Annotated in this window: 23 protein-coding genes; 13 read left to right on the top strand and 10 right to left on the bottom strand. The window is 65.9% G+C overall.

The genetic code is table 11. The features are described from left to right. Nucleotide 1: 1 nt before the first annotated feature. From IC63_RS10660 to IC63_RS10645, 4 genes are all read left to right on the top strand, one after another. Entirely contained in the window at nt 2-2,053 is a 2,052-nt protein-coding gene (locus IC63_RS10660) for a prohead protease/major capsid protein fusion protein (RefSeq protein ID WP_036720076.1), read from the top strand. A gap of 77 nt (nt 2,054-2,130) precedes the next feature. Continuing rightward, nucleotides 2,131-2,466, top strand: coding sequence for a DUF2190 family protein (locus IC63_RS10655; RefSeq protein WP_036720074.1), 336 nt, complete (start codon nt 2,131-2,133; stop codon nt 2,464-2,466). After that, nucleotides 2,466-2,777 (top strand): head-tail joining protein, encoded by a 312-nt coding sequence (locus IC63_RS10650; RefSeq protein ID WP_036720070.1) that lies wholly within the window; start codon nt 2,466-2,468, stop codon nt 2,775-2,777. Before IC63_RS10655 ends, IC63_RS10650 begins: the two co-directional genes overlap by 1 nt. Beyond that, nucleotides 2,774-3,406: a DUF6441 family protein gene (locus IC63_RS10645; protein ID WP_036720063.1), complete on the top strand. Its 633-nt coding sequence runs from the start codon at nt 2,774-2,776 to the stop codon at nt 3,404-3,406. Before IC63_RS10650 ends, IC63_RS10645 begins: the two co-directional genes overlap by 4 nt. 67 nt (nt 3,407-3,473) lie before the next feature. On the opposite strand, the gene IC63_RS10640 is transcribed toward IC63_RS10645, so the two are convergent. Then, a complete protein-coding gene (locus IC63_RS10640; protein ID WP_036720061.1) occupies nt 3,474-4,325 on the bottom strand; it encodes a cation transporter in 852 nt (283 codons plus the stop codon). A 53-nt stretch (nt 4,326-4,378) separates the two neighbouring features. Between IC63_RS10640 and IC63_RS10635 the strand changes: the two genes are divergently transcribed. From IC63_RS10635 to IC63_RS10615, 5 genes are all read left to right on the top strand, one after another. Beyond that, nucleotides 4,379-4,756, top strand: a complete 378-nt coding sequence (locus IC63_RS10635; protein ID WP_036720060.1) for an ArsR/SmtB family transcription factor — start codon at nt 4,379-4,381, stop codon at nt 4,754-4,756. 96 nt (nt 4,757-4,852) lie between these two features. Further along, nucleotides 4,853-5,272, top strand: coding sequence for a hypothetical protein (locus tag IC63_RS10630; protein ID WP_036720058.1), 420 nt, complete (start codon nt 4,853-4,855; stop codon nt 5,270-5,272). 24 nt (nt 5,273-5,296) lie between these two features. Further along, on the top strand, nt 5,297-6,238 hold the full coding sequence (locus tag IC63_RS10625) for a phage tail tube protein (RefSeq protein ID WP_036720055.1): 942 nt from the start codon (nt 5,297-5,299) through the stop codon (nt 6,236-6,238). 2 nt (nt 6,239-6,240) lie between these two features. Continuing rightward, nucleotides 6,241-6,678, top strand: coding sequence for a hypothetical protein (locus IC63_RS10620; protein WP_036720052.1), 438 nt, complete (start codon nt 6,241-6,243; stop codon nt 6,676-6,678). Beyond that, the gene (locus IC63_RS10615) at nt 6,675-6,920 is read left to right on the top strand and encodes a DUF7697 family protein (RefSeq protein WP_036720050.1); all 246 of its coding nucleotides are present in this window, start codon (nt 6,675-6,677) and stop codon (nt 6,918-6,920) included. Before IC63_RS10620 ends, IC63_RS10615 begins: the two co-directional genes overlap by 4 nt. Here IC63_RS10615 and IC63_RS10610 read toward each other — a convergent pair. Next, nucleotides 6,910-7,290, bottom strand: coding sequence for a type II toxin-antitoxin system VapC family toxin (locus IC63_RS10610; RefSeq protein ID WP_036720047.1), 381 nt, complete (start codon nt 7,288-7,290; stop codon nt 6,910-6,912). The genes IC63_RS10615 and IC63_RS10610 overlap by 11 nt on opposite strands. Continuing rightward, nucleotides 7,290-7,502 (bottom strand): AbrB/MazE/SpoVT family DNA-binding domain-containing protein, encoded by a 213-nt coding sequence (locus IC63_RS10605; protein ID WP_036720102.1) that lies wholly within the window; start codon nt 7,500-7,502, stop codon nt 7,290-7,292. Before IC63_RS10605 ends, IC63_RS10610 begins: the two co-directional genes overlap by 1 nt. 70 nt (nt 7,503-7,572) lie before the next feature. Between IC63_RS10605 and IC63_RS10600 the strand changes: the two genes are divergently transcribed. The 4 genes from IC63_RS10600 (at nt 7,573) to IC63_RS10585 (ending at nt 11,916) form a co-directional block, all read left to right on the top strand. After that, nucleotides 7,573-9,990, top strand: coding sequence for a phage tail tape measure C-terminal domain-containing protein (locus IC63_RS10600; RefSeq protein WP_036720044.1), 2,418 nt, complete (start codon nt 7,573-7,575; stop codon nt 9,988-9,990). Further along, nucleotides 9,990-10,616 carry a DUF2460 domain-containing protein gene (locus tag IC63_RS10595; protein WP_036720043.1) on the top strand — a complete coding sequence of 209 codons (627 nt, stop codon included), beginning with the start codon at nt 9,990-9,992 and terminating at the stop codon, nt 10,614-10,616. The genes IC63_RS10600 and IC63_RS10595 overlap by 1 nt, the downstream gene beginning before the upstream one ends. After that, nucleotides 10,613-10,963 (top strand): hypothetical protein, encoded by a 351-nt coding sequence (locus IC63_RS10590; protein WP_028031152.1) that lies wholly within the window; start codon nt 10,613-10,615, stop codon nt 10,961-10,963. Before IC63_RS10595 ends, IC63_RS10590 begins: the two co-directional genes overlap by 4 nt. 128 nt (nt 10,964-11,091) lie before the next feature. Beyond that, entirely contained in the window at nt 11,092-11,916 is an 825-nt protein-coding gene (locus tag IC63_RS10585; protein WP_232222585.1) for a lysozyme, read from the top strand. A 134-nt stretch (nt 11,917-12,050) separates the two neighbouring features. On the opposite strand, the gene IC63_RS10575 is transcribed toward IC63_RS10585, so the two are convergent. The 7 genes from IC63_RS10575 to IC63_RS10545 all read right to left on the bottom strand — a co-directional run. After that, entirely contained in the window at nt 12,051-15,914 is a 3,864-nt protein-coding gene (locus tag IC63_RS10575; RefSeq protein WP_036720040.1) for a DEAD/DEAH box helicase, read from the bottom strand. After that, nucleotides 15,911-19,129: a DUF1156 domain-containing protein gene (locus IC63_RS10570; RefSeq protein ID WP_036720038.1), complete on the bottom strand. Its 3,219-nt coding sequence runs from the start codon at nt 19,127-19,129 to the stop codon at nt 15,911-15,913. Before IC63_RS10570 ends, IC63_RS10575 begins: the two co-directional genes overlap by 4 nt. A gap of 19 nt (nt 19,130-19,148) precedes the next feature. Continuing rightward, nucleotides 19,149-19,757, bottom strand: a complete 609-nt coding sequence (locus IC63_RS10565) for a DUF7680 family protein (RefSeq protein ID WP_036720037.1) — start codon at nt 19,755-19,757, stop codon at nt 19,149-19,151. Then, the gene (locus tag IC63_RS10560; protein ID WP_036720035.1) at nt 19,754-23,014 is read right to left on the bottom strand and encodes an ATP-binding protein; all 3,261 of its coding nucleotides are present in this window, start codon (nt 23,012-23,014) and stop codon (nt 19,754-19,756) included. The genes IC63_RS10565 and IC63_RS10560 overlap by 4 nt, the downstream gene beginning before the upstream one ends. Before the next feature lie 79 nt (nt 23,015-23,093). Next, on the bottom strand, nt 23,094-23,960 hold the full coding sequence (locus IC63_RS10555; RefSeq protein WP_036720034.1) for a WYL domain-containing protein: 867 nt from the start codon (nt 23,958-23,960) through the stop codon (nt 23,094-23,096). Between the two features lie 157 nt (nt 23,961-24,117). Beyond that, nucleotides 24,118-24,306, bottom strand: coding sequence for a helix-turn-helix transcriptional regulator (locus IC63_RS10550; RefSeq protein ID WP_232222584.1), 189 nt, complete (start codon nt 24,304-24,306; stop codon nt 24,118-24,120). A 365-nt stretch (nt 24,307-24,671) separates the two neighbouring features. Beyond that, nucleotides 24,672-25,091, bottom strand: a 420-nt coding sequence (locus IC63_RS10545) for a plasmid partitioning protein RepB C-terminal domain-containing protein (protein ID WP_036720031.1), incomplete at its 5' end; no start/stop codon positions are given.

Below are 25,091 nucleotides of genomic sequence, written 5' to 3'. Positions count from 1 at the left end.
CATGAACACGATGATCGAACTGCCGGCCATGCGCCGGTCGGCGGAGCTTGCGCCGAACAGCGTCGACCCGGAGGCCCGCACCGTCGAGGTGATCTGGTCGGCCGGGGCCCGCGTCCGCCGCGCGAGCTTCTTCGGCGAGCCCTATGACGAGGAGCTGAGCCTCGACCCCGCCCATGTGCGCCTCGACCGGCTGAACGCGGGCGCGCCCTTCCTGAAGGTGCACGAGGTCGACACGCTCGACGCGGTGATCGGCTCGGTCGTGCCCGGCTCCGCCCGCATCGAGAACGGACGCGGCATCGCACAGGTGCGGATCAGCGAGCGCGCCGACGTCGAGCCGATCTGGCGCGACATCCAGGCCGGGCACATCCGCGCGGTCTCGATCGGCTATCAGGTCCATCGGTTCGACATTTCCAAGCCCGATGGCGGCCGCGAGCTCTGGCGGGCGGTCGACTGGACCCCGTTCGAGGTCTCAGCCGTGCCGGTCGGCGCCGACCCCGCCGCCGGTTTCCGCGCCAAGGGCGAACACCACGACTGCGTCCTTCATCGCCGGGACGCCCCCACACCGCAAGGAGCATCCCCGATGACGGACAAGACCCAGACCCCGGCGAGCGACGCCGCAACCCCCGCCACCACCCAGCCGACCGAGCCGGTCGAAACCGAGGACGCCACCATGACCGAGCCGAAAGCGGCTGCGCCCGACCCGAAGGTCGCGGCCAGCGAGCGCAGCCAGCCGAAGACGCAGGCAACTCCCACGCCCGACACCGAAGCCGTCGCCACTCGCGCACGCGAGGCCGAGCGCGATCGCGTCTCCACCATCTACGATCTGGCGGGCCGCCTGAACCTTGAGCGCGGCTTCGCCGAGGATCTGGTGAAGCGCGGCGTCAGTGTTGACGAGTGCCGCCGCCTGATCCTCGATCAGGTCGCAGCCAAGTCCGACGAGACCCGGACCTTCCCGCACGTTTCCGTGCCGCTCGGTGGTCGGGACGAGCGCATCACCCGTCGCGACGCGGTGGCGAACGCGCTGCTGCACCGCTACAGCCCGACGCTGTTCCAGCTGGAGGACGCCGCCCGCCAGTACCGCGGCATGACGCTGCTGGAACTGGCCCGCGAAAGCCTCGGCAATGCCGGGGTCAACACGCGGGGCCTTTCGCGCGACGAGGTGGCGACGCGCGCGCTGCACTCGACCTCGGACTTCCCAGAGATCCTGTCGGCCGTCACCAACAAGACCCTGCGGCAGGCCTACGAGGCCTATCCCCGGACGTTCATGCTGTTCTGCCGCCAGGTGCTCGCCACCGACTTCAAGGCGATGCACCGGGTCCAGCTCGGTGAGGCGCCGCAGCTGCTTGAGGTCGGGGAGAGCGGCGAGTTCAAGCGCGGGACGCTCGGAGAGTCGAAGGAGAGCTACAAGGTCAAGACCTATGGCCGGGTGGTCGCGATCACCCGCCAGACGCTGATCAACGACGATCTCGACGCCTTCACCCGCATCCCGGCGATGTACGGCAACTCCATCGCCCAGCTGGAGTCGGACGTGGTCTGGGGCATCATCACCGCCAACCCGTCCATGGCCGACGGCAACGCGCTGTTCCACACCACCCACAAGAACCTCGCGGGCACCGGCGCGGCGCTCGACGTCAGCAGCGTCGGCGCGGCGCGGGCGGCGATGGCCAAGCAGATCGGCCTCGACAAGAAGACGGTGCTGAACGTCCGGCCTGCCTTCCTGATCGTGCCCGCTTCGTTGGAACTAAAGGCCGAGCAGCTGGTCGCCCAGAACCTCGTGCCCGCCGCGACCTCCAGCGTCGTGCCGCAGTCGATCCGCACGCTGGCGCCGATCAGCGAGCCCCGGCTCGACGCCGCCAGCGAGACCGCCTGGTATCTGGCGGCCAGCCCGAACCAGATCGACACCATCGAGTACGCCTATCTCGAGGGTCAGCAGGGCGCGTACATCGAGACGCGCAACGGCTTCGACGTCGATGGCGTCGAGATCAAGTGCCGCCTCGACTTCGGCGCCAAGGCCATCGACTGGCGCGGCCTCTACAAGAACCCGGGCGCGTAACCCGCACCCCATGCAGAACCCTGACAGGCGGGCGGTCCAATCGGGCCGCCCTTCGCTTTTCCGAAAGGACCCTCGCGATGAAAACCTACGTCCAGCCCGGCAACACCATCACCCTGACCGCGCCCTATGCCGTCGCCTCGGGCGATGGCCTGCTCGTGGGCTCCATCTTCGGCATCGCCGCCGGAGCGGCTGCCCTCGGCGACGCGGTCGAGACCGCGCTCGTCGGCATCTTCGACATCACAAAGGTCGGCTCCCAGGCCTGGGCCGTCGGCGCCAAGGTCTATTGGGACGACACCAACAAGCGCTGCACCACGGTCGCGACCGACAACACCCTCATCGGCGTGGCTGTCGAGGCGGTGGCGAGCGGCGCCGGCGACACCATCGGCCGGGTACGGCTGAACGCGAGCTTCTGATGAGCGCCTTCGCCGCCGCCGTCGGTGCGCTCTTTGCCGATCCCAATATCGGCCGGGACGCGGTCTACATCGCCGACGGCGGCGCGCCCGTGCTGGTGCGTGCCGTCGCCCGGCGCGCGGATGCGATCAGCGATTTCGGCGATGCGCGGCTGTGGTCCGAGACCACCCGGATCGACCTGCGTGTCGCCGAGGTGGCGAACCCGCGCCCCGGCGACCGCATCGAGATCGACGGCGACGCCTTCCTCATCCAGGGAGAGCCGGTTCGCGACCGCGAGCGGCTGGTCTGGACCGTGGATCTGAGGCCCGCGTGAAACTGAAGCTCGACATCGATCCAGACATCGTTGCGATGATGGCGGCGGAGGTGGCGGCGGGCGAACGCGCGGTGACAGCCGCCATGCGCGAGGCCGGAACTGGGTTGAAGACCGCCTGGCGTTTGCAGATCACCGGCGCGGGGCTCGGGCCCCGGCTGGCCAACTCGATCCGCAGCCAGAATTTCCCGAGGTCGGGCGAGAGCCTGGACGCGGCAGCTCTCGTCTGGTCCAAGGCTCCGGTCATCGTGGGCGCGCATGACACGGGGCCGCTGATCCGCTCGAAAAACGGGTTCTGGCTGGCGATCCCGCTGCCCGCCGCAGGCAAGTCCCTGCGCGGCGGCAGGATAACGCCCGGCGAATGGGAACGGCGGCGCGGTCTGCGCCTGCGCTTCGTCTATCGCCGCACAGGTCCGAGCTTGCTAGTGGCGGAGGGACGGCTGAACACGAAGGGTCAGGCCGTGGTGTCACGCTCGAAGACCGGACGCGGCAAAGTCACCGCTCCGATCTTCCTGTTGGTCCCGCAAGTGAAGCTGCCGAAGCGGCTGGACCTGGCACGGGATGCGGCACGGGCGCATGAGGCGGTGCCGGGGTTGATCGTGGCGAACTGGGTGGAGGCCAAGATGCGGTGATGGCCGCTATGCGGAATTCGCTGCCGTTCGGCGCTCTGACTTCAATGACTGCTTCTGCGCAGCCGCCTCAGGCGGTTCTCAGATCGGCCCTCGCGTCGCGAACGATGGACCAGGACGAATGCAGGAAGAGTCCGGCGACCCCGAAGGCCACGATCAGGTCGGGCCAGGCGCTACCGAGCCATGCGACGAGGCCGGCGGCAACGACCACGGCTGCGTTGCCAATGGCGTCGTTGCGAGAAAACAGCCACACGGCCCGCATGTTGGCGTCACCCTTGCGGAACCGCAGCAGCGGCAGGACTGCGAGAACGTTGACCACAAGCGCGATCAAGCCGAACAGCCCCATCAAACCCGCATCCGGAGTTGCCTGCGTGAAGACCCCCCAGATCGTTGTCCCGAGGACGCCGAGGCCGAGGATGCCGAGGAAGATACCCTGGATCAGGGCGGATCGCGCCCGCCAGACAAGGCTCCAACCGATGGCCAGCAGTCCCAGGAAGGTGATGAGGCCGTCGCCGATGAAGTCGAGCGCATCCGCCTTCACGGCCTGCGATCCGGCAATGAAACCGCCGACCATTTCAACAAGGCCATAGCCGACGTTCAGGATCACGACGATCCACAGGGCGCGTCGATAGGCCGGGTCCTGATGGGCCGCGCCCCGCTCCGCGTCGTCGTCGCCCTCGATGCGGTCGAACGCGTAACCTGTCGTCTCCACGGCCCGCTCGATCTCGGGCAGGCTTCCTTCGGGAACGTTCAGGGTCATGATGTGGGTGGCCGAAGACACCTTCACCGCATCTGGCCCGACGCCAGCAGATTGCGCGGCCCGCTCGATCTGTGCCGCGTCTTTGGCGCAATCCATGCCGGAGACGCGGTAGCGGAAGGATGCGACCTCGGCGGCCGATCCGGTGCTTTGGGGGTTGGCCATGCTCGCTTCGCTCCTGATAAGGTGGGTCGAGAAATATATCAGCGAGCAATGATATGGAGCAGATTGCCACCGACCGCAATCCCGCTGCGACAGCCACGGAGCGCCGGGCGAAGCTGTTTCGTGGCCTCGCGGACCCAAGCCGGTTGGCGATCCTCGATACCCTACGGGAGGGTCCGCTCGTCGTTCATGAGATCGTCGGGCGGACAGCCCTGACGCAACCTAACGTCTCCAACCATCTGCGATGCCTGTCGGATTGCGGCCTCGTCACCAGCATTCGTGATGGGCGCTTCGTCCGCTACCAGATCAGCAGCCTGCGGATCGCGGATTTCCTGCGCGATGCGGACGCGCTGCTCGACATTGTGGCCGAAGGCATCGAAGCGTGCCGCAACTACCGCTTGGATGAAGATGAAATTCCACCCGGTGGTCCGTAACGGTCGCAAGACGACATCTGCCGTTCGTGCGGGTCGCAGAATTGGTCCAAGGGCTCGAAGCCGACCTTCTCCGCATCTGCAACATAGCAAGAACCCATGCCCACACCCCGCGAAAGAATCCTGACCGCGCTGCACGTGCGGTTGTCGTCGCTGCCTGCCACCGCGCTGCGGGGTGACGTGTTGCCCGAACGCGTGCCGGCCGAGGGCTTGCTGATCCTGCGCGACGGCGAGCCGGGGGAGCCGGAGGTCACGCTGTCGCCCCTGCGGTACCACTACCAGCATCAAGCCGAGATCGAGGCGGTCGTGCAGGGCGCCGGCCGTGACGCCGTCTTCGACACTCTGACCGCCAGCGTAGGCACCGCGCTCGCCACCGACCGTACGCTGGGTGGGCTTTGCGACTGGGTCGAGGCGGAAGCGCCGAGGCCGGTCGATCTTCCGGTCCAGGGCGCGGCCAGCCTGAAGGCCGCCGTGATCGCGGTGGTGCTGCACTATTCCATGGCCGATCCGCTCGGCTGATCCCGACAATCCGAGGAGAACACCATGGCACGAGCCCAGGGGGCGCGGGCGCTGATGGCGCTTGCCTTCGAGAATACCTATGGAACGCCGCCTGTTGGCGGCTACACCCGCATGCCCTTCGCCAGCACCTCGCTCGGCGCCGAGCAGCCGCTGTTGAACTCGGAGCTGCTGGGGTACGGCCGCGATCCGCTGGCGCCGATCAAGGACGCGGTCACGGCCGACGGCGATGTCGTGGTGCCGCTCGACGCGGAGGCCTTCGGCTTCTGGCTGAAGGCGGCCTTCGGCTCGCCCACGACCACGGGCGCGGAGGCCCCGTACAGCCACGAGTTCCAGTCTGGCTCCTGGACGCTGCCCAGCATGTCGATCGAGACCGGCATGCCGGAGGTGCCGCGCTACGCGATGTATTCGGGCTGCGTGCTCGACCAGATCACCTGGCAGATGCAGCGTTCGGGCCTGCTGACCGCAACCGCGCGGCTGGTTGCACAGGGCGAGACGGTGGGCACGACCACCGGCGCCGGAACGCCTGCCGCGCTGGAGCTGAAGCGCTTCGGCCATTTCAACGGGTCGATCACGCGCAATGGCACGGCGCTCGGCAATGTGGTCTCGGCCGAGATCACCTATGCCAACAATCTCGACCGGATCGAGACGATCCGGAGTGATGGCAGGATCGACGGCGCGGACCCGTCCATCGCCGCGCTCACCGGTCGGATCGAGGTCCGCTTCGCCGACCAGACGCTGGTGACGCAGGCCATCAACGGCGACCCTTGCGAGATGGAATTCGCCTACGTCCTGCCCTCGGGCGAGAGCTTCACGTTCACGGTGCACGCCGTCTACCTGCCGCGCCCGCGCATCGAGATCTCCGGGCCGCAGGGCGTGCAGGCGACGTTCGACTGGCAGGCGGCGCGCGACAGCGTCGTCGGCCGGATGTGCACCGCAACCCTGATCAACGACATCGAGGTTTATTGACGATGCTGACGCTCGACCTGACCAACGCCCCGCGCTGCCATGACCTCGCGCCCGGCGTCCGTGTGCAGCTGCGCCCGCTGACCACCGCGCTGATGGTGGCGACGCGCAGCGATCCGGCTGTCGAGGCTGTGCCTGAGGACGCCTCCGACGAAGAGCGCGCTGTCGCCTTCGCCAAGGCGCTGGCACGACGAGCGGTGCTCGCCTGGGAAGGCATAGGCGACGCCGACGGCAACCCCATCGACCCGAGCCCGGAGGCCATCGACGCGCTGCTCGACGTCTGGCCGATCTTCGAAGCGTTCCAGCTGACCTACGTCTCCAAGGGCCTGCTGCTGGAACAGGAAAAAAACGCCTCCGCGCTCTCGCCGAATGGTCCTTCGGCGGGGGCGAGCGGTACTGCGAAGTCTGCGCGCACGCCTGCCCGGACTGCCCGGCGCGGTTGAACCGTCCGGAAACGCCGGAGGGTTGGCAGGTCTGGGACCTGGTCGGCCGCCTCGGCGGCCAACTTCGCGTGCTGCCAGGCGCTGTGATCGGCTGGGACATGTCGGCGGCGCTGGCGCTCGGTGACGCGCTCGGCGTGCCGCCTCTCGCCATGGCCGAACTGCTGCCCGTCACCGAAGCGGTGATGGTGCGGAAGCTGAACGAGGAGCTGAGCGCGAATGGCGGCCCGGGGGTCAGGCCTTGATCTTCTCGATCAGCGTGACGCCGGGCAGTCCCTCGAAATGTGCGTCGCAGGTCAGGAGCGTCGCGCCCTGCGCGCGGGCGGTTGCGAAGATGATCGCGTCGGCAGTAGCGAGCTTGTGCTCCCGGCACGCCTCCGCCGCCGCCAGCGCGATCTCGGTGTCGAGCGGCACCACATGGCAGACCTGCGTGAAGGCGATGACCTGATCCGCCTTGTCCTCGCCGACCTCGCGCGTCAGCCATTTCGCCAATTCGAGCTGGACCATTGTCGGGACGAGCCACTCGGCCTGTTCGGGCAGATGTTCGGACAGCTTCTCGCCGGTCGGCGAGCCGATGAGCCACTCGATCCAAGCCGACGTGTCGACGAGGATCATCAGAACCGTTCCGTCCGGTCGCGATAATCGGTGGCGGACGCGCCGCGCGCGAGCCCCTTCAACGCCTCCCGCTTCGGCACCGGCACAAGCAGGACGCCCGTGCCTTTCGGGGTGAAGGCAAAGGTCAGACCGGCCTCCCAGTGCTGGGCGGCCCGGATCGCCTTGGGAATCGAGATCTGGAACTTCGAGGACAGGGTCGCGGTCTCGGCCATGGTCATACCTTCACTTGATCGATGGCATAAACGTAAGACGCCTATACGGCGAAAGCAAGGAGTCTGACCGATGGCCGAGAAACGCGTCAGCGTCCGCCTTGCTGCGGTCGGCGGGCGACAGGTGCGGGCCGAGCTGGAAGGTGTCGGCGAAGCCGGGTCGCGAGGCTTTGGACGGCTGAGCCGCGAAATGGAGGCGGCGAACGCCCGACTCGCGGCCTTCTCGCGGCGGGTCCGGGTCGCAGCCGCCGCGGCCGTGGCAGCCGCTGCCGCTGCAGGCGTAGCGATGATCCGGTCCGGCCTGCAAACCGTCGATGCACAGGCGAAGCTGGCTCAATCGCTCGGCACGACCGTTGCCTCGATCCAAACGCTGGAGCGTGCGGGCGAGTTGGCGGGCGTGTCGATGTCCGGCATCGAGCAGGCCACCAAGGATCTGACGCGCCGTCTCAGCCAGGCGGCCGCCGGGAGTGGCCCCGCCGCCGATGCGCTGGACCGGCTGGGGCTTTCCGCCAACGACCTGATCGCTTTGCCGCTGGACCAGCGGGTCGGCGCGATCAACGCCGCCATCGAGAGCTTCGTGCCCGCCGCCGAACGCGCTGCCGTGGCAGGCCAGCTCTTCGGCGAGGAAGGCTCCATCGCGATGTCGCGGATCGACACCGCGACGCTGCGCCAGGCGACCGAGGACGTCCTCGCCTTCGGTGTCGTCGTCTCGGAGCAGGATGCCGACCAGATCGAACGGACGAACGATGCCATCTCACGGCTCGGGCTGATCTGGCGCGGGCTGTCGAACCAGCTCGCTGTGGCGGCCGCGCCCGCGCTTGAAGCCGTTGCCGATGCCCTGGCGGCGGTCGCCAGCCGCACCGGCCCGCTCGGCATCGCGATCCGCGGTCTCTTCGACAACATCGGTCGCCTGATCACCTATGCCGCGACCTTCGCGGCGTTCCTCGCGGGCCGCTGGGTCGCTGGCATGGCCGCCGCGGCGCTCTCGGTCCGTGGCCTCGCCACCGCGCTCGTCGTCCTGCGCGGCGCGCTGATCCGGACCGGCATCGGGGCTCTGATCGTCGGCGCGGGCGAGCTCGTCTACCAGTTCACCCGCCTCGTCTCCGGCGCGGGTGGGTTCGGTGAGGCGATGTCGCTCCTGAAGGACCTCGCCGTCGAGGTCTGGGAGCGGATCAGGAAGGGCGCCGCTGCGGCGGGCGCAGCCGCCACGGCGATGTTCTTCGACCTGAAGGCGGATGCCGCCTCGGGCATGCAGAGCGCCATCGAGAGCGTCGTCGGTTTCGGCAATACCGCGGCGAATACGTTCGAAGGCGCCTACGAGGCGATCAAGGCGATCTGGGGTCTGCTGCCCGCCGCCATCGGCGATCTGGCATTCCAGGCGGCCAACAGCCTGGTCGACGGCGTCGAGGCGATGCTGAACGGCGTGGTCTCGCGCATCAACGGCTTCATCGGAGGCATCAACCAGGGGCTGGAAGCGCTCGGGTCGGAGCGCCGCATCTCGCTTGTGCCCGACCTCAACCTCGGCGAGATCGAGAACCGCTTCGAGGGCGCGGCAACGGCCGCGACGACGGCCGCGCAGACGGCGTTCGACCGGGCCTTCGAGGACAAACCGCTCACCGCACCCGACCTCGGCCTGACCGAGGCGGCGAACCGGGCGCTCGAGTCCGCGAACCTTTACCGCGGCGCCGCGCGCGACCTTGCGGAAGGGGCCCGCGCGCCGCTCGAAAGCTGGCAAGCGCTGCGCGACGCGGTGCGCGGTACCGACGAGGCCAGTGCCGACGCTCTGATCGATGCCACTGGTGCTGCCGAGCGGCTGGAGACGGCGCTCGGCGATGCCGGACGCGCCGCCACGGGTGCCGGCGCAGCGGCCGGTACTGCCGCCGCTGCGGCGGAGCCCGCGGCCGAAGCAGCTGTCACCGGCTGGCAGGCCGTCACCGCCGCGCTGTCCGACTACGCCAGCAAGGCGCGCGAGATCGGTGGCGATATCGGCCAGAGCCTCGTCGGCGCCTTCCAGTCGGCCGAGAACGCCGTGGGCCAGTTCGTGAAGACCGGCAAGCTGAACTTCCGCGATCTCGTCACCTCGCTGCTGGCCGATCTCGCCCAGCTCGCGGCGCGCCGGTTCATCCTCGGACCGATTGCCAATGCGCTCTCCGGCGTGTTCTCCGGTGCGGGCGGCATCTTCGCCAACGTCCTGCATGCGGGCGGGATGGTCGGATCGGCCGGACCTTCGCGGATGGTCCCGGCCATGGCCTTCGCCGCCGCGCCCCGGATGCATTCCGGCGGGATGGCCGGGCTTCGGCATGATGAGGTGCCCGCAATCCTGCAACGCGGCGAGCGGGTGCTGTCGCGGCGCGAGGCACAGAGCTACGGCGCGGGCGGCGGGGTCAACGTCACGATCATGGCCCGCGACGCCGAGAGCTTCCGTCAATCGCGGACGCAGGTTGCAGCAGATATCGCTCGCGCCGTGTCGCTCGGGCGGAGGGGCATGTGATGGCGTTTCACGAGGTCCGGTTTCCCGACAACGTCAGCCGGGGCGCGCGGGGCGGCCCGGAGCGGCGCACGCAGATCGTCGAGCTCGCCTCTGGCGACGAGGAGCGCAACGCCAGCTGGGCGAACTCGCGCCGCCGCTACGATGTCGCCTACGGCATCCGCCGCGCTGACGATCTGGCGGCGGTGGTCGCCTTCTTCGAGGCGCGGAACGGTCGCCTACATGGCTTCCGGTTCAAGGACTGGGGCGACCACAAGTCCTGCCTTCCCTCTGGCACACCTTCGCCGACCGACCAGACGATCGGCACCGGCGACGGCACGACGACCGCCTTCCAGCTGGTGAAGCGCTACGCCTCCGGCGCGCAATCCTGGTCGCGCGCCATCGCCAAGCCGGTGGCGGGCATCGTGCGCATTGCGCTCGCCGGGGTCGAGCAGCCCTCCGGCTGGTCGGTCGACACCGCCACCGGCGTCGTCACCTTCAGCGTCGCGCCGGGCGCTGGCACCGCCATCACCGCGGGCTTCGAGTTCGACGTGCCGGTCCGCTTCGACACCGACGTGCTCGACGTGACGCTCGACCTCGAGCGGCTCGGCTCGATCACCTCCATTCCGCTTCTGGAGATCCGGCGATGAACGACACCGGCAGCTTCGTTGCGGCCGTGCTGCGCGAGCTCGCAGCCTCGACCGCCGTGATCCTCGCTGCCTGGGGCGCGCTCGGCGGCGCCACCAACGCGCTGACCACGAAGATGCGGCTGCGCGATGCGCTGCGGCATATCCTGCTCGGCGGGCTGATCGCGGCCGGGATGGGCAGCCTCTCCATGGCCGTGATCACCGCCTGGCTCAGCCTTCCGCCCGAAGCGATCCCCGCGGGCGGCGCTGCCGGGTCGGCCGCCTATCTCGTGGGAGTCTTCGGGCCAGCCTTCATCGAGATGCTGCTCGCCCGCCTGCGCCGCGCCAATGAAGGCGGCGGCGATGAATGAACTTCTCCGCCTAGCGCGCGCCCTCCGCTGCGAACCCACCGACCCCCGGCAGGCCTTCCGCCACCCCCTGGCGGTAGGCCTCGCCGTCGCGGCTCTGATCCTGATCCTCTCGCTCCTCCGGTAATCCCATGCACATGACCGACCGGGGCCTTCTGGCCCTCGTCCGGCACGAAGGACTCGTGCCCGGGCCCTATCTCGATGTGAAACAGGTCTGGACCTTCGGCATCGGCCACACCACCGCGGCCGGGCCGCCCCATCCGGCCACCATGCCGCGCGGCATGCCCGCCGATCTCGATGCCGGGATCCGCGAGGCGTTTCGGGTCTTCCGCGCCGACCTCGCGCGCTACGAGACAGCCGTCCTGCGTGCCGTGAAGGTGCCGCTGGCACCGCACGAGTTCGATGCGCTGGTCAGCTTTCACTACAACACCGGGGGCATCGCGAAGGCCGCGCTGACCCGGCACCTCAATGCCGGCAATCGCGTTGCAGCCGCCGACGCGTTTCTGAACTGGCGGCGACCGGCCTCCATCATCCCCCGCCGGGAGGCGGAGCGCGATCTGTTCCGCCATGGCCGCTATCCCGGCGGCACGATCCCGGTCTGGTCCGTGGATCGCACGGGCCGGGTGGACTTCTCGCGGCCGATCCGCCGACTGACCGAGGATGAGGCGCTGGCGCTGCTGGGGCGGTCGCCGCTGCCGAGGCCGCCGGCCCTCGATCCTGCGCCCGACGCGCCGACCGGCTGGCTCGTTCGGCTGGTGCTGAACGGCACGACCGAAATCCGCGGCTCTCTAGGCGAAATCTCCGCCACCCACGTCTCGCTCGCCACCGCGATCTGGCTGCAGACCATGGTGCCGCTGACGGCCGGCGATACCGTCGAGCTGCAAGGATACTTCCGGGTCGCGGACGGCTACTTCGCCGCCGATCACACGTCCTTCTGGGGCTGCAAGATCGGCTGAGGGAGGCTTGCCATGGCACCCCAAAGACCCGAAGATGGATTCGTTCACATGCCCGAGCACAAGTTCGAGGCGATCGCGCATCGCTGAAGCGATGCTGCAGGCCGTCGATATTGGTAGGAGAAAGGATTAGCGATTCAGAGTCTGGCCACCTTGCGCCTCAGGCGAGCTGCTGCCTCTTCTCGAAACATTTCTTCCCCCTGACGCCGCATCTCTCGGATCACCCCGTCAATCTTGATTTCAGCTGCCTTTAGCTGCGGGGGCGAAATGTGCACGTTGGCCTCATCGCCGGGAATCCCTCGAAATGAGGTCTCAGAAAGCATCGGTGTCCGATGAGCGAGGCGAGCCGGCTGCATTCGGACTAGGAGACCGTGGGGCCTGTTCGGTATCAGTTCATCCCGTAGACGACGGTGCAAATCATCCGCGTCGTTTGCGCCGGTTGCGGTCTCCAGATATGCGGCAGCGATCTCGTGGGATAGGACCAGCTGCTCTGCGGACGCGCGCCTGTTCGCGTTGACGTCATCGATACCCTTCTCGACGGCGCGGATCTCCTCCGCTAGCGCCTTTGCCAGCTCTGCTTCGACCGGCGTCGAGTCGGCCTCTCGAACCATGGCATTCTGATCAATCTCAACCCCATTAAGGTCAGCGACCCGTAGCGCACTGACCAGACCGTTCGTGGTGGCAACACAGAAGCCGACTCTCTCGATCCTATTGTCTCCGAGTGCCCCGGAAACACTCACACGCGCCATCCACCTTGCGTGCAAATCCGGGAGCTGTTCCAAGAGATGATCGAAGGCGTGAGCGCCGTAGGACGCGAACTCAAGCGTAGTCCGAACCTCAGGCGGAGGCCGATCAAGAAGCTCCCGTGACGCGGTGATATGAGAAACTCGTCCGTCCTCGTAACGAAGCGCAAAGATGCCGGGATGTTCGGTCACGGAGAGAAGATGCGGGGCCACTTTTGCGAGGGAAGTCAGCGCGACATCAATGTCCGCCAACGAGACCGGGGCGGCGAAGTCGCCCGACCGCTCCCAGGCCCGGTAGAACTCCTGCAGCTCCTTTGGCGGAATCTCGAGGGCCTCAGCCGCCGCTTTGGATCGACGCAGCCGTTCGGCCGCTTCTGTCTCTATCCGCCGGAGCTCGTCGGCCGAGACACTAGGGTTCTCGAGGGCTCGGAAGTCTGCCTCGGTGACCGGCAGCAGTGCGATTTGTTGTGGGCCAACTATCAGGCCCGCCTCCGCGAGACGGGAAAGGAGCCGCCCGTAGACCCGCTCCTCCGCCGACCCGGCGTAGGCGTAGTTCGCGACGAAGATCTCATGATACTTCTGGCCGATCCGGTCGATGCGCCCGATCCGCTGCTCCACCTTCGCCGGGTTCCAAGGAAGGTCAAAGTTTATCAGCAGGTCTGCGGTTTGGAGATTCAGCCCTTCAGCCGCGGCGTCCGTACACAGCAGGACGTCGATATCCCCGCGGACGAAGCTTTGGGTGATCTCGAGTCGTGTGGTGCTGATCATCTTTCCAGCGGCAGGGTCGTAACGGCTGCCGCCCGCCCCGGAGAAGGTGCCGACCAGCGCGCTAGGCATCCGGGAGCGGAGCTCGTCGACCAAGTGATCAAGTGTGTCCTTAAAACGAGTGAAGACGACCGTCTGTCGAAACCGGCTGCCTTGGCGCCGCGCGTTCAACTCGGACAGGAGCCGGTCGAGCTTTGACGGCACACCGACCAACTCGTCGAGGCGATCCAATAGACCCCGAAGCGCCTCCTGCTCCCAAAGGAGGTCGGATTCGGTGCGCCCGTCCAGCAGAGCATCGACGGCGACCTCGTCCCCCTCATCATCGCCCTCGAATACGGCTTCTTCCAGCTCCTCGTCGGTCGGATTGAACCCGGCGTGCTGATGAGCCCGAAGGGTGGCTTTCACCTTCTCTGTCCGCCGCTCCAGCGTCTTGCGGATCGCATGGAGGCTGGAAGCGAAACGGAGCCTAAGGAAGCTTAGATAGAAGCCGACGGAGGCGACGCGTCGCTGGTCCTCCTGGCGGGCGGAGGCCCGAACGCGGGCATCGAGATCCCGACAGTATGCCTCGAGCGCGTCGTAGACGCGCCGCTCGGTCGGGGAGAAGTTGATCGGGTCGAGGGGACGCACATGCCTTTCGGCCAAGTTTGCGTTCAGCTTTCCGCTGTCTCGGTAGAGCCGCAGCAGGTCCCTGGTGTGGCGCAACATGACGCGCGAGAGCGGGGCGGCCGCGCGCAGAACCCGGGCGATAAGTCGCCAGTCTCCGGCCGGGAATGGGCGCGCCTCCTCGACCCAACGAGCCACGGTCCGCTGATCTGCTGGCGACCGGTAAGCGCTCATAATGAATGTCCAGTACTCCGGGTCGAGCAGCTTGATCTCGAGAATCGCGCGGCGCAGGAACTCCAGTGTCGCCTCGGAGATCCGGCCACGGCCCCGAACGAACTCCTGAACCGCCTCGTAATACTGTCGCGAGATGTCGTCATCGAGCCCGAAGCTCCCGACCCGTCCGGTGAGCCGCATCAGGTCGAATGCCTCCTGCATCGCGAGCTGCATTGGGGTTGCTGTCGCGAGCAGAAGGGCGCGGGCTTTCGGGCGGATCACCTCATCTATGAGTGAGTAGAGCTGGTTCTGCCGGTGGACCGCACGCGCATAGTGGGCCTCGTCCACGAGGGAAATATCCCAGCCCTTGGCACCCCGGACCTCGCCGCGCCTAGTCCTGTGCGTTAGCAAGCCGGTCGAGGCGATCACCAGGTCCGGGGCGAGAAGGCCCCCTTCGGAAACTTCGAACGGGGTCGAGTCCTCATCCAGGCGCTCATGGCTCATTCGCCCCCGCGGGGCCGTCCGGGCGAAGTCGAGCAGAAACTTCGACTTCATCTCGCGCTGCCATTGTCGTGTCAGCGAGGCGGGAGAGGCGATCAGCACCCTCGAGGCGATGCCAGACAGGGTAAGGGACCGGATCGCTAGGCCCGCCTCGATCGTTTTCCCGAGCCCCACCTCGTCGCACATCAGGAAGCTGTGCGGCCAGGAAGTGACCAGGCGGCGGGCGACGAAGGCCTGGTGCGGCCAGGGGACAACCGGTGCGGTCTCGATGCCGACGAACCGCCCGCCCGGCAAGCGCGGCCCGTCCTTGATGAGGCGCCACCGGAGATAATCGACAGGGGCGAGCGCGGCGAATGGGCTTTCCTGATCCTTCGGCGGAGGGGGTGCCTCCGTCCCGTCGATCTCCTTCGGCTCGATCACGTCCTGTCCCATTCGGATCAAACGCGCCTGGACCGCCTCTGGCAAAGCCATGACGCGGATCCCCTCGCTCCCATGACGCCAGAGGTGATCGAAGTCTTTCAGGGCTTTCCCAGTCTGGCGACGGCTCCGCTCATCCCACCACGAACAGTGCAGCAGGATGTTCTCGGCGTTGATCGACAGGGCCGTCTTAGACTCGTTGAGGGACCCGTCGATCCGGATCACGTTTCCCTCTCCGTCCACGAACACGGCCCATTTCTCGTGAACGTACCCGTCGGCCGTGGACTCGACGGAGAGCGGATCGCCGGTTCCCTTGTGAACCCGAAAGGCCACCTTCACCTCGAGGAGCCCCTTGGAGACCAAATAGGCGAACAGGTCGACGCCCCGGACCGTCTCCGCGCTCCAGGACCCGTCATTCTCAAGGGCGGCCGTCAGATGTGCGACAAGCGCCTCATCAGCACCCCTCAGCGCCGCCTTCACGTCCTCCGCGTCCAGATCGCAACCGACCATGAAGCGGGCCTTCGCCCCGTTGCGAGCGAAGGCGGTGAACCCCTGAGAGGCGGCTGCGAGGGACGAGGACCGGAAGTACCCGGCGACGCGGTCATAGCGGACCGACCGCTCCAAGGCCGGGATATAGAACTCCTTCAGGATATCGGTCGCGGGCTCGCCGGGCCGGATCTCTGACGTCCGGTACTCGTCCCGCCACTCGACGTCCCGGAAGGACGCCGGCGTCTCGTTCGCGCCGGCTGCTTCTTTCACTGCGCGCCCCCGAAGCTCTCAAGGGCAAAGCGTACCCAGTCGACCTCTTTCTGGAGTCGCTCATCACCGATCTCGGCCCTGTAAACTTCCAGCAGGTCTCGCAGCAGTTGCGCCTGCGGCAGACAATGCTTCTCGAAGTAGGCCCGGACGAGGACGTCTTCCCCCTTTCGATAGGCGGTGATCAGACCGTGAAGCCGGTCCCAAGCAGTCTGGGGTTTCTCAAGGCGCGCAGGGGCCCGCTCTTCCGGTGCCGCGAGGCGTACCTTCGAACCCGACTTAACGAGGGGCGCGGCATAGGTCGCACCGGGCTGCTGGGTCGCGAGGCCCACCCTGCGATCCGCGACGGTATAGTTCCCGCTCTTCCCCTCGATCGCGACGTTGAGAGCGTTCGCGAGGTTCCGTGCGTCATCGAAGGCGAACTCGGCCGTTCCGAAAGCGCCGAGGATGGTGAGCGCCACGCCGGTCTCCGTGTCCAGCTCCTCGACCGTCAGGCGCCCCTCCGTGATCCGGGTGATCTGGTGGGCAGCCACGACGGCGCTGGCGGCGGTCATCGCTTGAACGGGCGACACCACGTCGTCCCCGTCATACACCGGCCAGCGCTCGGACAGGACCTGAAGCGCCCGCCCGAAGCTGGCGATCATCTCGTCGACCGGGCTGAGGTTCAGACGGTCGAACTCGGCCAGGCCGTCCCGAACTGCCGCGCGGATGCGGGCGGCGACCCCGGTCCCGCCGATTCCCTGCCAGGCGGCCGGTTCCCCGTCCTCGTCGATCCGCTTGCGGCAGGTGATGAAGATGGTCGACGCAGCGGAGGCCATGTTCATCTGGTGGGTCGAGTATCCGGATTCGGATTCCACCGGCATGCAGGCCGTGATGACCCAGCCTGACTCGATCAGGGACCGGGTCAGGGTCTCCCACGCTTCCTGCTTTTTATGGGTGAACATCAGAGTCATGACGCCGTCGTCACTGAGGACTCGGCGGCACTCAGCGAAGATCTCACCCATCATCCGCTCATAAGCGGCCTTTGCGTTCGCGGCAGACCCGTCCCGGGCGGGGTTGGCGACCGCCTCGTCCTTCTTGTTGACATGACGGCGAGAGAACAAGCCGGGAAAGACGTCACGCAGGCCGCGCTTCTGCCAGACATAGTAGAAGTCCGACAGCTCCCCGTATTGGACGTTGTCGTAATAGGGCGGGTCGAAACAGACGAGGTCGACGGAGCCGGTCGCAACCTCGGACATATTTCCCGCGGACCCGTTAATGATCTTCAAGGGCAGATCTTTTCCCTGGGCCTCATGGACCGAAACGGCAAGCTGCGAGATGCCTTGGTAGGCATCAAGAACTTGCGAAAGGGCCCACCGCAGCCCGCTCGCAGGACCAGCATAGGGCATCTCGCCATAGGTCCATTTCAGCGAGTAGTCATGCCGACCGAATGTGCCTTTAACCACGCCACGGGTGAACTCCCATCGGGTCTGGCGGCTGTTGTAGTCGACGAACTTGTCGACCATGAACTGAAGGTAGGTGATGACAGCGTTTCCGCGGACCTCGCCAAGTGCGCCCCGGATCTCGGACTGCAAGTCGCGGAGCTTTTCAACAAGCGTAAGGTGTCCGAGGAGCTGACGAGGCGCGAACATGTCGCACCATCTCGGCATGCCGTAGGTGACGGGACGCATGTCGTTACCGTCTGGAAAGGCTTCCGTGGGAATCAGATCTTCGCGTTCCCATCGAGCCCAGTTCTTATCCAGACGTCGTTTCGCTTCCGCCAGTGCGGCCTCATCTTGTTCTGTCGGCGTGCGGAAGAACTTCACCTTCCCGGTTTTGATCTCTCCCGCGCGCTCGCCTGTGGCATATCTCTGAGGACGACCTCGGGCGTCCATTTTGGGCTCGAAACGAGCAGCGTGGACCGCGTAAACACGATCCCACCAGCTTCCATGTCGGCTTTCACCGCGCGCCTGCGCCTTGATCTCGTCGCCAGAGATCGCCTGGCGACAATGGACGCACTGACCGACACCTCGGGCAACCGTCGAGTCTTCGGGGTTTTCCCCATTAGGGCCTCGACCCCCCGAAATCTCATACACACCGAAATCGACAGTTCCGTCCTTATTGGGAATAACTCGAACCCCCCACTGGTCACCCGGAACCTTGAGCAGCCAGAAGCTGTTGAGGAGCGGCGCCTCCCCCCCGCAGGACGGACACTTGACCATGCGGCAGTAAAGGATCCCGTTCTGGTCATACTCTGTCTGGCCGTAGAGAAGCATCAGCTCCGGATCTCCGCGCACGACCCGCTCCAGCTTCTGACGCTCGGCCTCCGGCAACGGGGAGCGGGGCGTGACGTCGAGCATCTCTGCTTCGACCTCAGACACGAGCCGGTCGCCCCATTCCTTAATATCATCCAGCAGCTCGGGGCCGAACCGGGCCGGGAAATCGAGCGTCGCGTGAAGGATCGTCGTCGCGACCGGGTTCAGCTCGTTGGCGATCACGGTGTGTCCGAGGCGCAGCGCCTCGAATGGGATGCTGCCTCCGCCGGCAGTCGCGTCCAGAATCGTCAGCCCGGTCGGCCGGTATTCCGGAGAGTTCGCATAGGCGCGGTCGTAAGCGTAAAGGTCCTCCGGATCCCACCGGATGGTCTCGCCCAGCGCCTTCTTCACTCGGTCGAGCTTGGCGAAGACGACACGGTCATTGACATGCGCCGGGTCGGCCGCGCGGTCTTCAACGCGGAGCCGAGTGCCTTCCGGCGGGAGCGGCAGCCGAAACGCGACAGAGTCCTGCGCCCAGCGTGTCACGACGGGATCACGAGAGAAGGCCGGATCATAGGAGGTCAGCCGGTCGATGGTGTCCCGGTTGCGCGCGCGCCGTTTGACCTCCGCCTCGAGGAACTTCATTCCCTTCTCGTCGAGAAGAAGGGACTCGCCTGAAGCGGTCCGGTGCACATGCGCCAGCGGTTTCCCGACGAGGGTCCATTCCTGGTCGCCGACGATCGCGACCTTCTTCATGATCCCGAGGTCCCGGACGAAGGCGTCTGGATCGGCATCGGACCCGAGGAGGGACGCCTGGATAGCGGCTCGGGACGGGATCAGGGGACGGCGCGCCCACCAGACATGGAGGAAGTAGAGGGGTGGCAGGGCCGAGCTGGATCCGCGCTCTCGTTGCGTTTCCGCGCCCACCTGGTGGCAAGGGAAGCCGCTCTCCATGAGCCGCAGGTCGTTCGACAAATCCTTCATACCATTCCCTCTTTCCAAATTATTGACGCGAGCGCAGCTTATCGAGCATCGCTGTGACCTCGGCGTCCTGACCACTTCCCTGTCCGCAGAGCATCACCCTCAGGCCGGATACGGCCCAGCGGTTCGCGACCGTTCCGTAGTGGGTGATGCGGGAGAACCAATAGACGGCCTCTTCGCGGGAGAAGGTTGCGACCCGGCGCGACAGGAGCTCCGAGCGGTCAAGGTCGTTCAGACGCTCCTGCAGCTTGAAGATGATCCCGAGTTTCGCCCCGGCCTCCTCATCCAAGACAAGGGTCCGTTGCGTGCGCATTCCCTCCTCGGACAGGAAGGCGTCGACCTCCAGCGGAACGTCATTCTCGTTGCGGGCTCGGGACGCGATCGCTCGGACGACCGGCAGGAGACGGCGGAGACTGTCCCCGTGCAGGCGGCCGCGGTCCTGAAGATGTCCTGTCCGCGCATCCCCCTCGTCCCCGTCACGGGCCCGCCGCTCCTTGATCACGAGGACCGGCGGAGGCACGTCGTTGTGACGCGTGATCCGCAACGCGAAGGGCGCCGCGGAGAGGTGCCCCTCGTGCAGCGCCTTGTAGAGTTCCGCATGTCTGTGCGGACGCCCTTTCTTGGCCGTCATTCAGCGCCTTTCTTGAGCTCTGCCACCAAGGCGCACTCATCATCCGGATGTTCAATTTCGATCGACGCAAATGTGTCGGCATCGACCCGGCCAACCGTCATAAGGGTTTCGAACAACTCATCCAGTGCTTTCAGGCTTTCTGGTGTTGCACCTGAAATCTTGAGATCGATCGATGCTCCTCCGGGAACCTTGAGGGCCTGGACCCTGAGGTCATCCACTGTCGATTTAGTGCCATTGGCCCCCACACGACCGAGACGCTTGACCAAAGGCAGAAGAACCCTCGGTGCGTCTCCTTCTTCTTCGATCAGAAGGGTCTGGGGCGCGCTCGCGAGCCAGCCGCGCCTCGCAGCTTCAGCCCGGACAATCAGCACATCATCAGGGCGCGGGGGACGGATGGTCGCTTCGACACCTTCACGAAAGCCGTTTGGCTTTTCTTGCTGCGTCGGCTCGCCATCGTGAATGAGGTATCGGTCCTGCGCGATCACCTTGGGGATAACGTTCAGGACGTCCGCGTCTGTCACGGCCTCGGATTTCTCTTTGACCTTCTCTACGATGTCGGAGACGCGGGTTTCAGCGGCTTGCCGCGCCACCTCTGCGGCCCATTCCCTGATCTTGTCTTCGGACGGCTTCTCCCCTTTGATCCAGCCGCGGGCTCGGGCCTTCGCCACCTGAATGATAGACCACCCATCGGCAGAGAGATCGACGTTCAGCGGGACCTGGTTTTGCGCATCATAAATCTCGTCAGGCCGATCGCTCTTGGCGTCGGTGAAGCGGAACAAACACCAGACCCCTCGCTCGACGCCCGCGGAGATGACGCGGTTCAAGACGCTTGGGTTCTCCAGGATTGGCCAGCGCCGCTGCTGCGCGAACGCGTCCCGGATCCCATTGACAGTTGGCGTATCCCCGCCAAGGCCGAAGAAGAGCTGGGAGAGGCCACGAACGATCTCCATGGTGGCTGCCCGATCCGTCTCGATTACCTCTCCGTCCTTTCGCAAGATCTCTTTGACCTGCTCGGCAACCGGGGCGCCCCCTTCACCGCCAGCTACCCGGATCTCTCGGATCGCGATGCCGTCGGACCCCGGATAGACGAGCCGGGTGTAGCTCTTGCTTACCGCAACGTTCAGGTCGTTTCGGGCCCGCGCTCGGCGACCTTGGAAATCGTCATCAAGTTGCCGGAGCGTGAGCCCATAGGCACCGGGATCTGCGGCGAGCTTCTCCATCGCCCGGACATCTCGTGCCAGCTCAAGGAGCCTGTCTAGGCTCTGTTGCGCCCGCTGGTCTCCGAACATCCCGTCACTGTCCCGGTCTGTTGCGACAGTGTTCGGGATCAGAAGCGCCACATGGTTCTGAGATATCCTCGGCTGCCCGTTCCCAAGTGTCTGAATGAAATCATCTACAACGAGACGTGGGGCGTCGACCCGAACGATCCCGATCGAGGGGCGACGGGGGGACTCCGCCATGTCTTGTGGGGCGGTCACGTCTTCTCGAACCTCGAAGATCCCGTTCTGGTTCGTGATCACCTTCCGAGAGGCCTCGAGAATTAGCCGCAAAGCGTCATCCCGCTTCACCCCCTCACGGATGTCGCTGAGGGCCCGGTTGATGGTCGGGTCGGTGTTCGCAAAGAACTTCCCTCCGTCCTCGCGCAGGTAGTAGGCGTGCTTCTGGATCGCCTCGAGGGCGGTTTTCACAGCGGTTGCCGGGAGGCCCGGCATCAGCACGGAGAGGAGGGCGTCTGCCTCGTTGATCCCAAAAAGGTTGCTGGACACCCCACCGGCCCGGCCAACTAGGCTGTTCACCAGAACTACGCGCCAGGTCATCTCGTGGTATGGAACCCCGGACGGGAGCGGGTTGGCGGCATCGCGCATCTGAGCCCGGCTCCGGTTCGAGGCGAGCGCATCTGACTGAGGCCCCCCGACGTCGGTGTTGAGGACGATCTGCATGTCGCCCGCTTTGAGACGGCTCCCCACGATCTCGTCCGCCATCAGCCGGTCCGAGAAGTCGAGATGCCCCACATGGATCATTGGGGCGTTCGGTCGCTTCTGCCAGAGGAGCCTGATCGCAAGCGTCATCACCCGCAGAACCCCGCGAGTGCCTTGGAACGTTTCGATCGAGGCGAGCTTTTCGTTCAGGAACCGCAGGAAAGTCGGGTGGAAGGGGTAGCTAGCCCGGATCCGGTCCGCGTAGTCGGTCTGTTTCGCCTCCGAAGGCAGGTCGGCCGGTGAGCTGGCGTAAAGGGCGGCATAGGCATCCGCGGCCCTTTTTGCCGCCTCGGGATCGATATGCGAAAAAAGGCGGCGGGCGAGAACCCGAGCAAGCTCGCTCTGAGGGACTGGCTTAATTGGGAGCGCATCACGCGCCACGACGCTCTCGGTCTCACCGACGGCGCGCGCGGCCCGCTGCGCGGCCTCCTCCGGGGCGACCTCGGACCCTGTGATCCGTGTGAGTTCGGAGCCAAGACTCTCGCTCTGGCGGGCGAAAGCGTCCGATGAGCTGGCAAGGGAGATCACGACCGCGATGCCGGATGCGGACCGGGCAAAGGTCGACAATGACATTAGAAAGGCGGCGACTTGTGTTGCGCCCTTTCCCGGATGCGCTGCCTCGAACCGGGCGACGTACTGTGCAAGCTCGTCGATCAGGATGATCACCTTGCGCCCGTCGAGTACCCGTTTGAAGAAGTCCTTGCCGGGCGCTGCAACCGAGGTGGCATCTCCTTCCAAATCTCTGTAGAGCGTCTCACCCCCCACCTGCATTGCAAGCTCGCCCCAGAGGGTGTGGGGGATGAGCGCGGCACCAGACGGCTTGTTCACGGAGAGTACGTCTCCCGCGATCGCCACGACGTCGACGGTGCCCGGCGCGGGCAGCGGCAAGTCTGGGAAGAGGGGGTTAACCAGGTCGCGAATCTCCGTCCCACGCTTGGCGCAGTGGACCAGCCCGATCAGGGAGTGGGTCTTCCCGCCGCCAAAACCGGTCTCAAGGCGCGTGATTGCGCTCGCGGTCGTGTCTCCAGCGACCCTCAGAAGGACGGTGGACAACAGGTCGCGCATCCCACTCGTGGGGTATGTAGCCTCTCCGAAGAAAACGGTGGCATCCGTGTAGGGGGTCTCCGCAACCTTCTGCCCTGCATAGCTATCCATCACCTGGTTCAGGCTCGCGGTGAAAAGCTCTGGGTTGAAAGTCCCTTTAACAATGTCGGCACGAGGCGTGCAGCTATCATAGAGGGACAAAAGTCCATTGTTTTGGTTTTCCGAGTTCGTCATCCGCCGAAGCCCCCTATCCTCACTGCTTATATTTCGTGGCGCCAAGCCGCCGTTCCCTGCTTAGTCGACTGCCGCTTTTCTAACCGCTGGGTATAGCTGCCATTACATCGACACGATTTATCAGGACGATTTGTTGGTTTTGAGGTGTGCGTGCGCCCGGATCAGTGTCGAGACCGAGGCGCTTTAAAGCGTAATAGAGTAGCGCGCGCCTGACCTTGATCTTCGCCTTGCCGCCCCGCATCCCGTAGTCGAGTGCGATGACCTTAGCCTGAGTCTCCGAGAGGTCAGGGTGGGGACCGATCTCCAGGGTGACCTCGGAATGCCAGTCACGATCTTCGTCGGCCGACGTTTCGCTCTCCCGAGATCCGCGGATGTCGAGGATCCGTGAGAGCAGGAAGTCCTTGAAGCAATCGTCGGTCAGGCAGAACGCCCGCGTGTGCCAGCGGAAGCCGTCGAAAGCGATGGCGTGGGGCGCAATCCACCTCCAGCGCGGGTCCGGGCCGGACAGAGACTGGTACTTCACCTCGATCGCCTCGGAGCGACGGATGGCGCCTACCACGGAGCGGAGCGTTACCGGATTGACGCCGCGCACCGGGGTCGGAGCCGAGGCGTAGGGTGGGAGATCGGCAATCCAGGAGTCCTCGCGGTCGAGGATCCCGTCAGCGACCGACCGCAGCTGCGCGAGATAGCGGCTGGCGTCGGGTTCGAGGAACTGCGGCTTGAACTCGGAGCCGCGAACATAGGTCCGCGCGCTCTTGTCGTAGACCATGTTGTCCGGCGCGAATCCGATGTAGCGGTTCAGGTCGGTGGACGCCTGGTTCACCGAGACCCCGAACTGGTCCATCAGATCGCTGCGGTTCACATGTCCCTCCCAGAACAGGCGGAACTCTATGAACTCGAGGCGCTGCTCGACGCCCCAGCGAAGTTCCGACCTGTCGCTCTCCATCACGCTCTCCCGGCTCGGGCGATGCGCACGCTAACTATGCGCGCCCATTTACTGGGCCTGAGCCGAAGCTAACCGGGCCGGGAAGGTGGCGCAATCGAAATGCGCCGCAAATCAGAGCTTTGGCGCGTGACTTGCGGCGGGATGGTCGGGAATGGCGTCAGGACGCCGAGATCTGCTGTTCAGCCGTCGATTGAATGACCGCCTTTTCGAATGCCTCGATGTCGCTGACGCGGTACACGACGCGTCCGCCAAGCTTCATGTACGCCGGGCCTTCGCCAGCCCACCGCCACCGCTCCAGGGTGCGGTGCGAGATGGTCCAACGGTCCGCGAGTTCTTTCTGGGTCATGCAGTTCCGTTTCATTTTGTCCTCCATCTGAGCAACTCTACATGGTTGCGTCCAAACGAAGGCGTGAAAGAAAGTACGAGGCAAGTCAGATAGTTGCGAAGCCGCGCGCGCCGCAAGGCGGATCGCCCCCTACATGTGTGGCAAGAAACGGGCGTGCCGGAGTGGCCTCGCCTCCGACACGCCCCGAATTGAACGCAGCCACATGATGCGCGGCCGCGCGGCCGGCGAAAACTCGAGCCGGCCTGGTGGGCTCCGAGCGGGTTCGCCGCCATCCCCACCGCCGCGCTCGATCCGGCCCATAGTCCGGCGTCTCCCGCGGTCCCCGCGCTTATCGGGTCCGGGTCCCCTTCATTCGCCGCGAGCGGCTACTCGGCGTCGGCGGCCTCGGCCGGCGTGATCTCGGTGATCGTCTGGAACTCGCCGAGGAACTCGGGATGGTTCTGCGTCAGGTAGCGTACGACCCGGGCGTTCCCGAGCAGCTTGCCGACATAGCCCTTGATCACGGTCAGATGCAGGTGGTCTTGGCCGTAGGTGTCCTGGATCGAGGCGATCCCCTCCTGCAGACGGGCCAGTTCCTGCTCCATGCGGGCCATGGCCTCGGGGGTGATGCCCTTGACCTTCTTCGGTTTGGAGGACTCGACCAGTTGGGCCTGTGGCGTTCCCGCAAGGATCGCGTTCACGTAGGCGACGGAGTAGTTGTTCGCGTTGACCAGCAGTTCAGCCGCCTCGATCTGGCGCATGGTCTTCATCTTGCGAAGCGCATCGAACACGGCATTCGTGCAGGG

It is taken from the genome of Paracoccus sphaerophysae (assembly GCF_000763805.1).
GTDB classification, from domain to species: Bacteria; Pseudomonadota; Alphaproteobacteria; order Rhodobacterales; family Rhodobacteraceae; genus Paracoccus; species Paracoccus sphaerophysae.
Note: the sequence above shows the minus strand (reverse complement) of the source record. Positions and strands in the feature narration are given on the sequence as shown.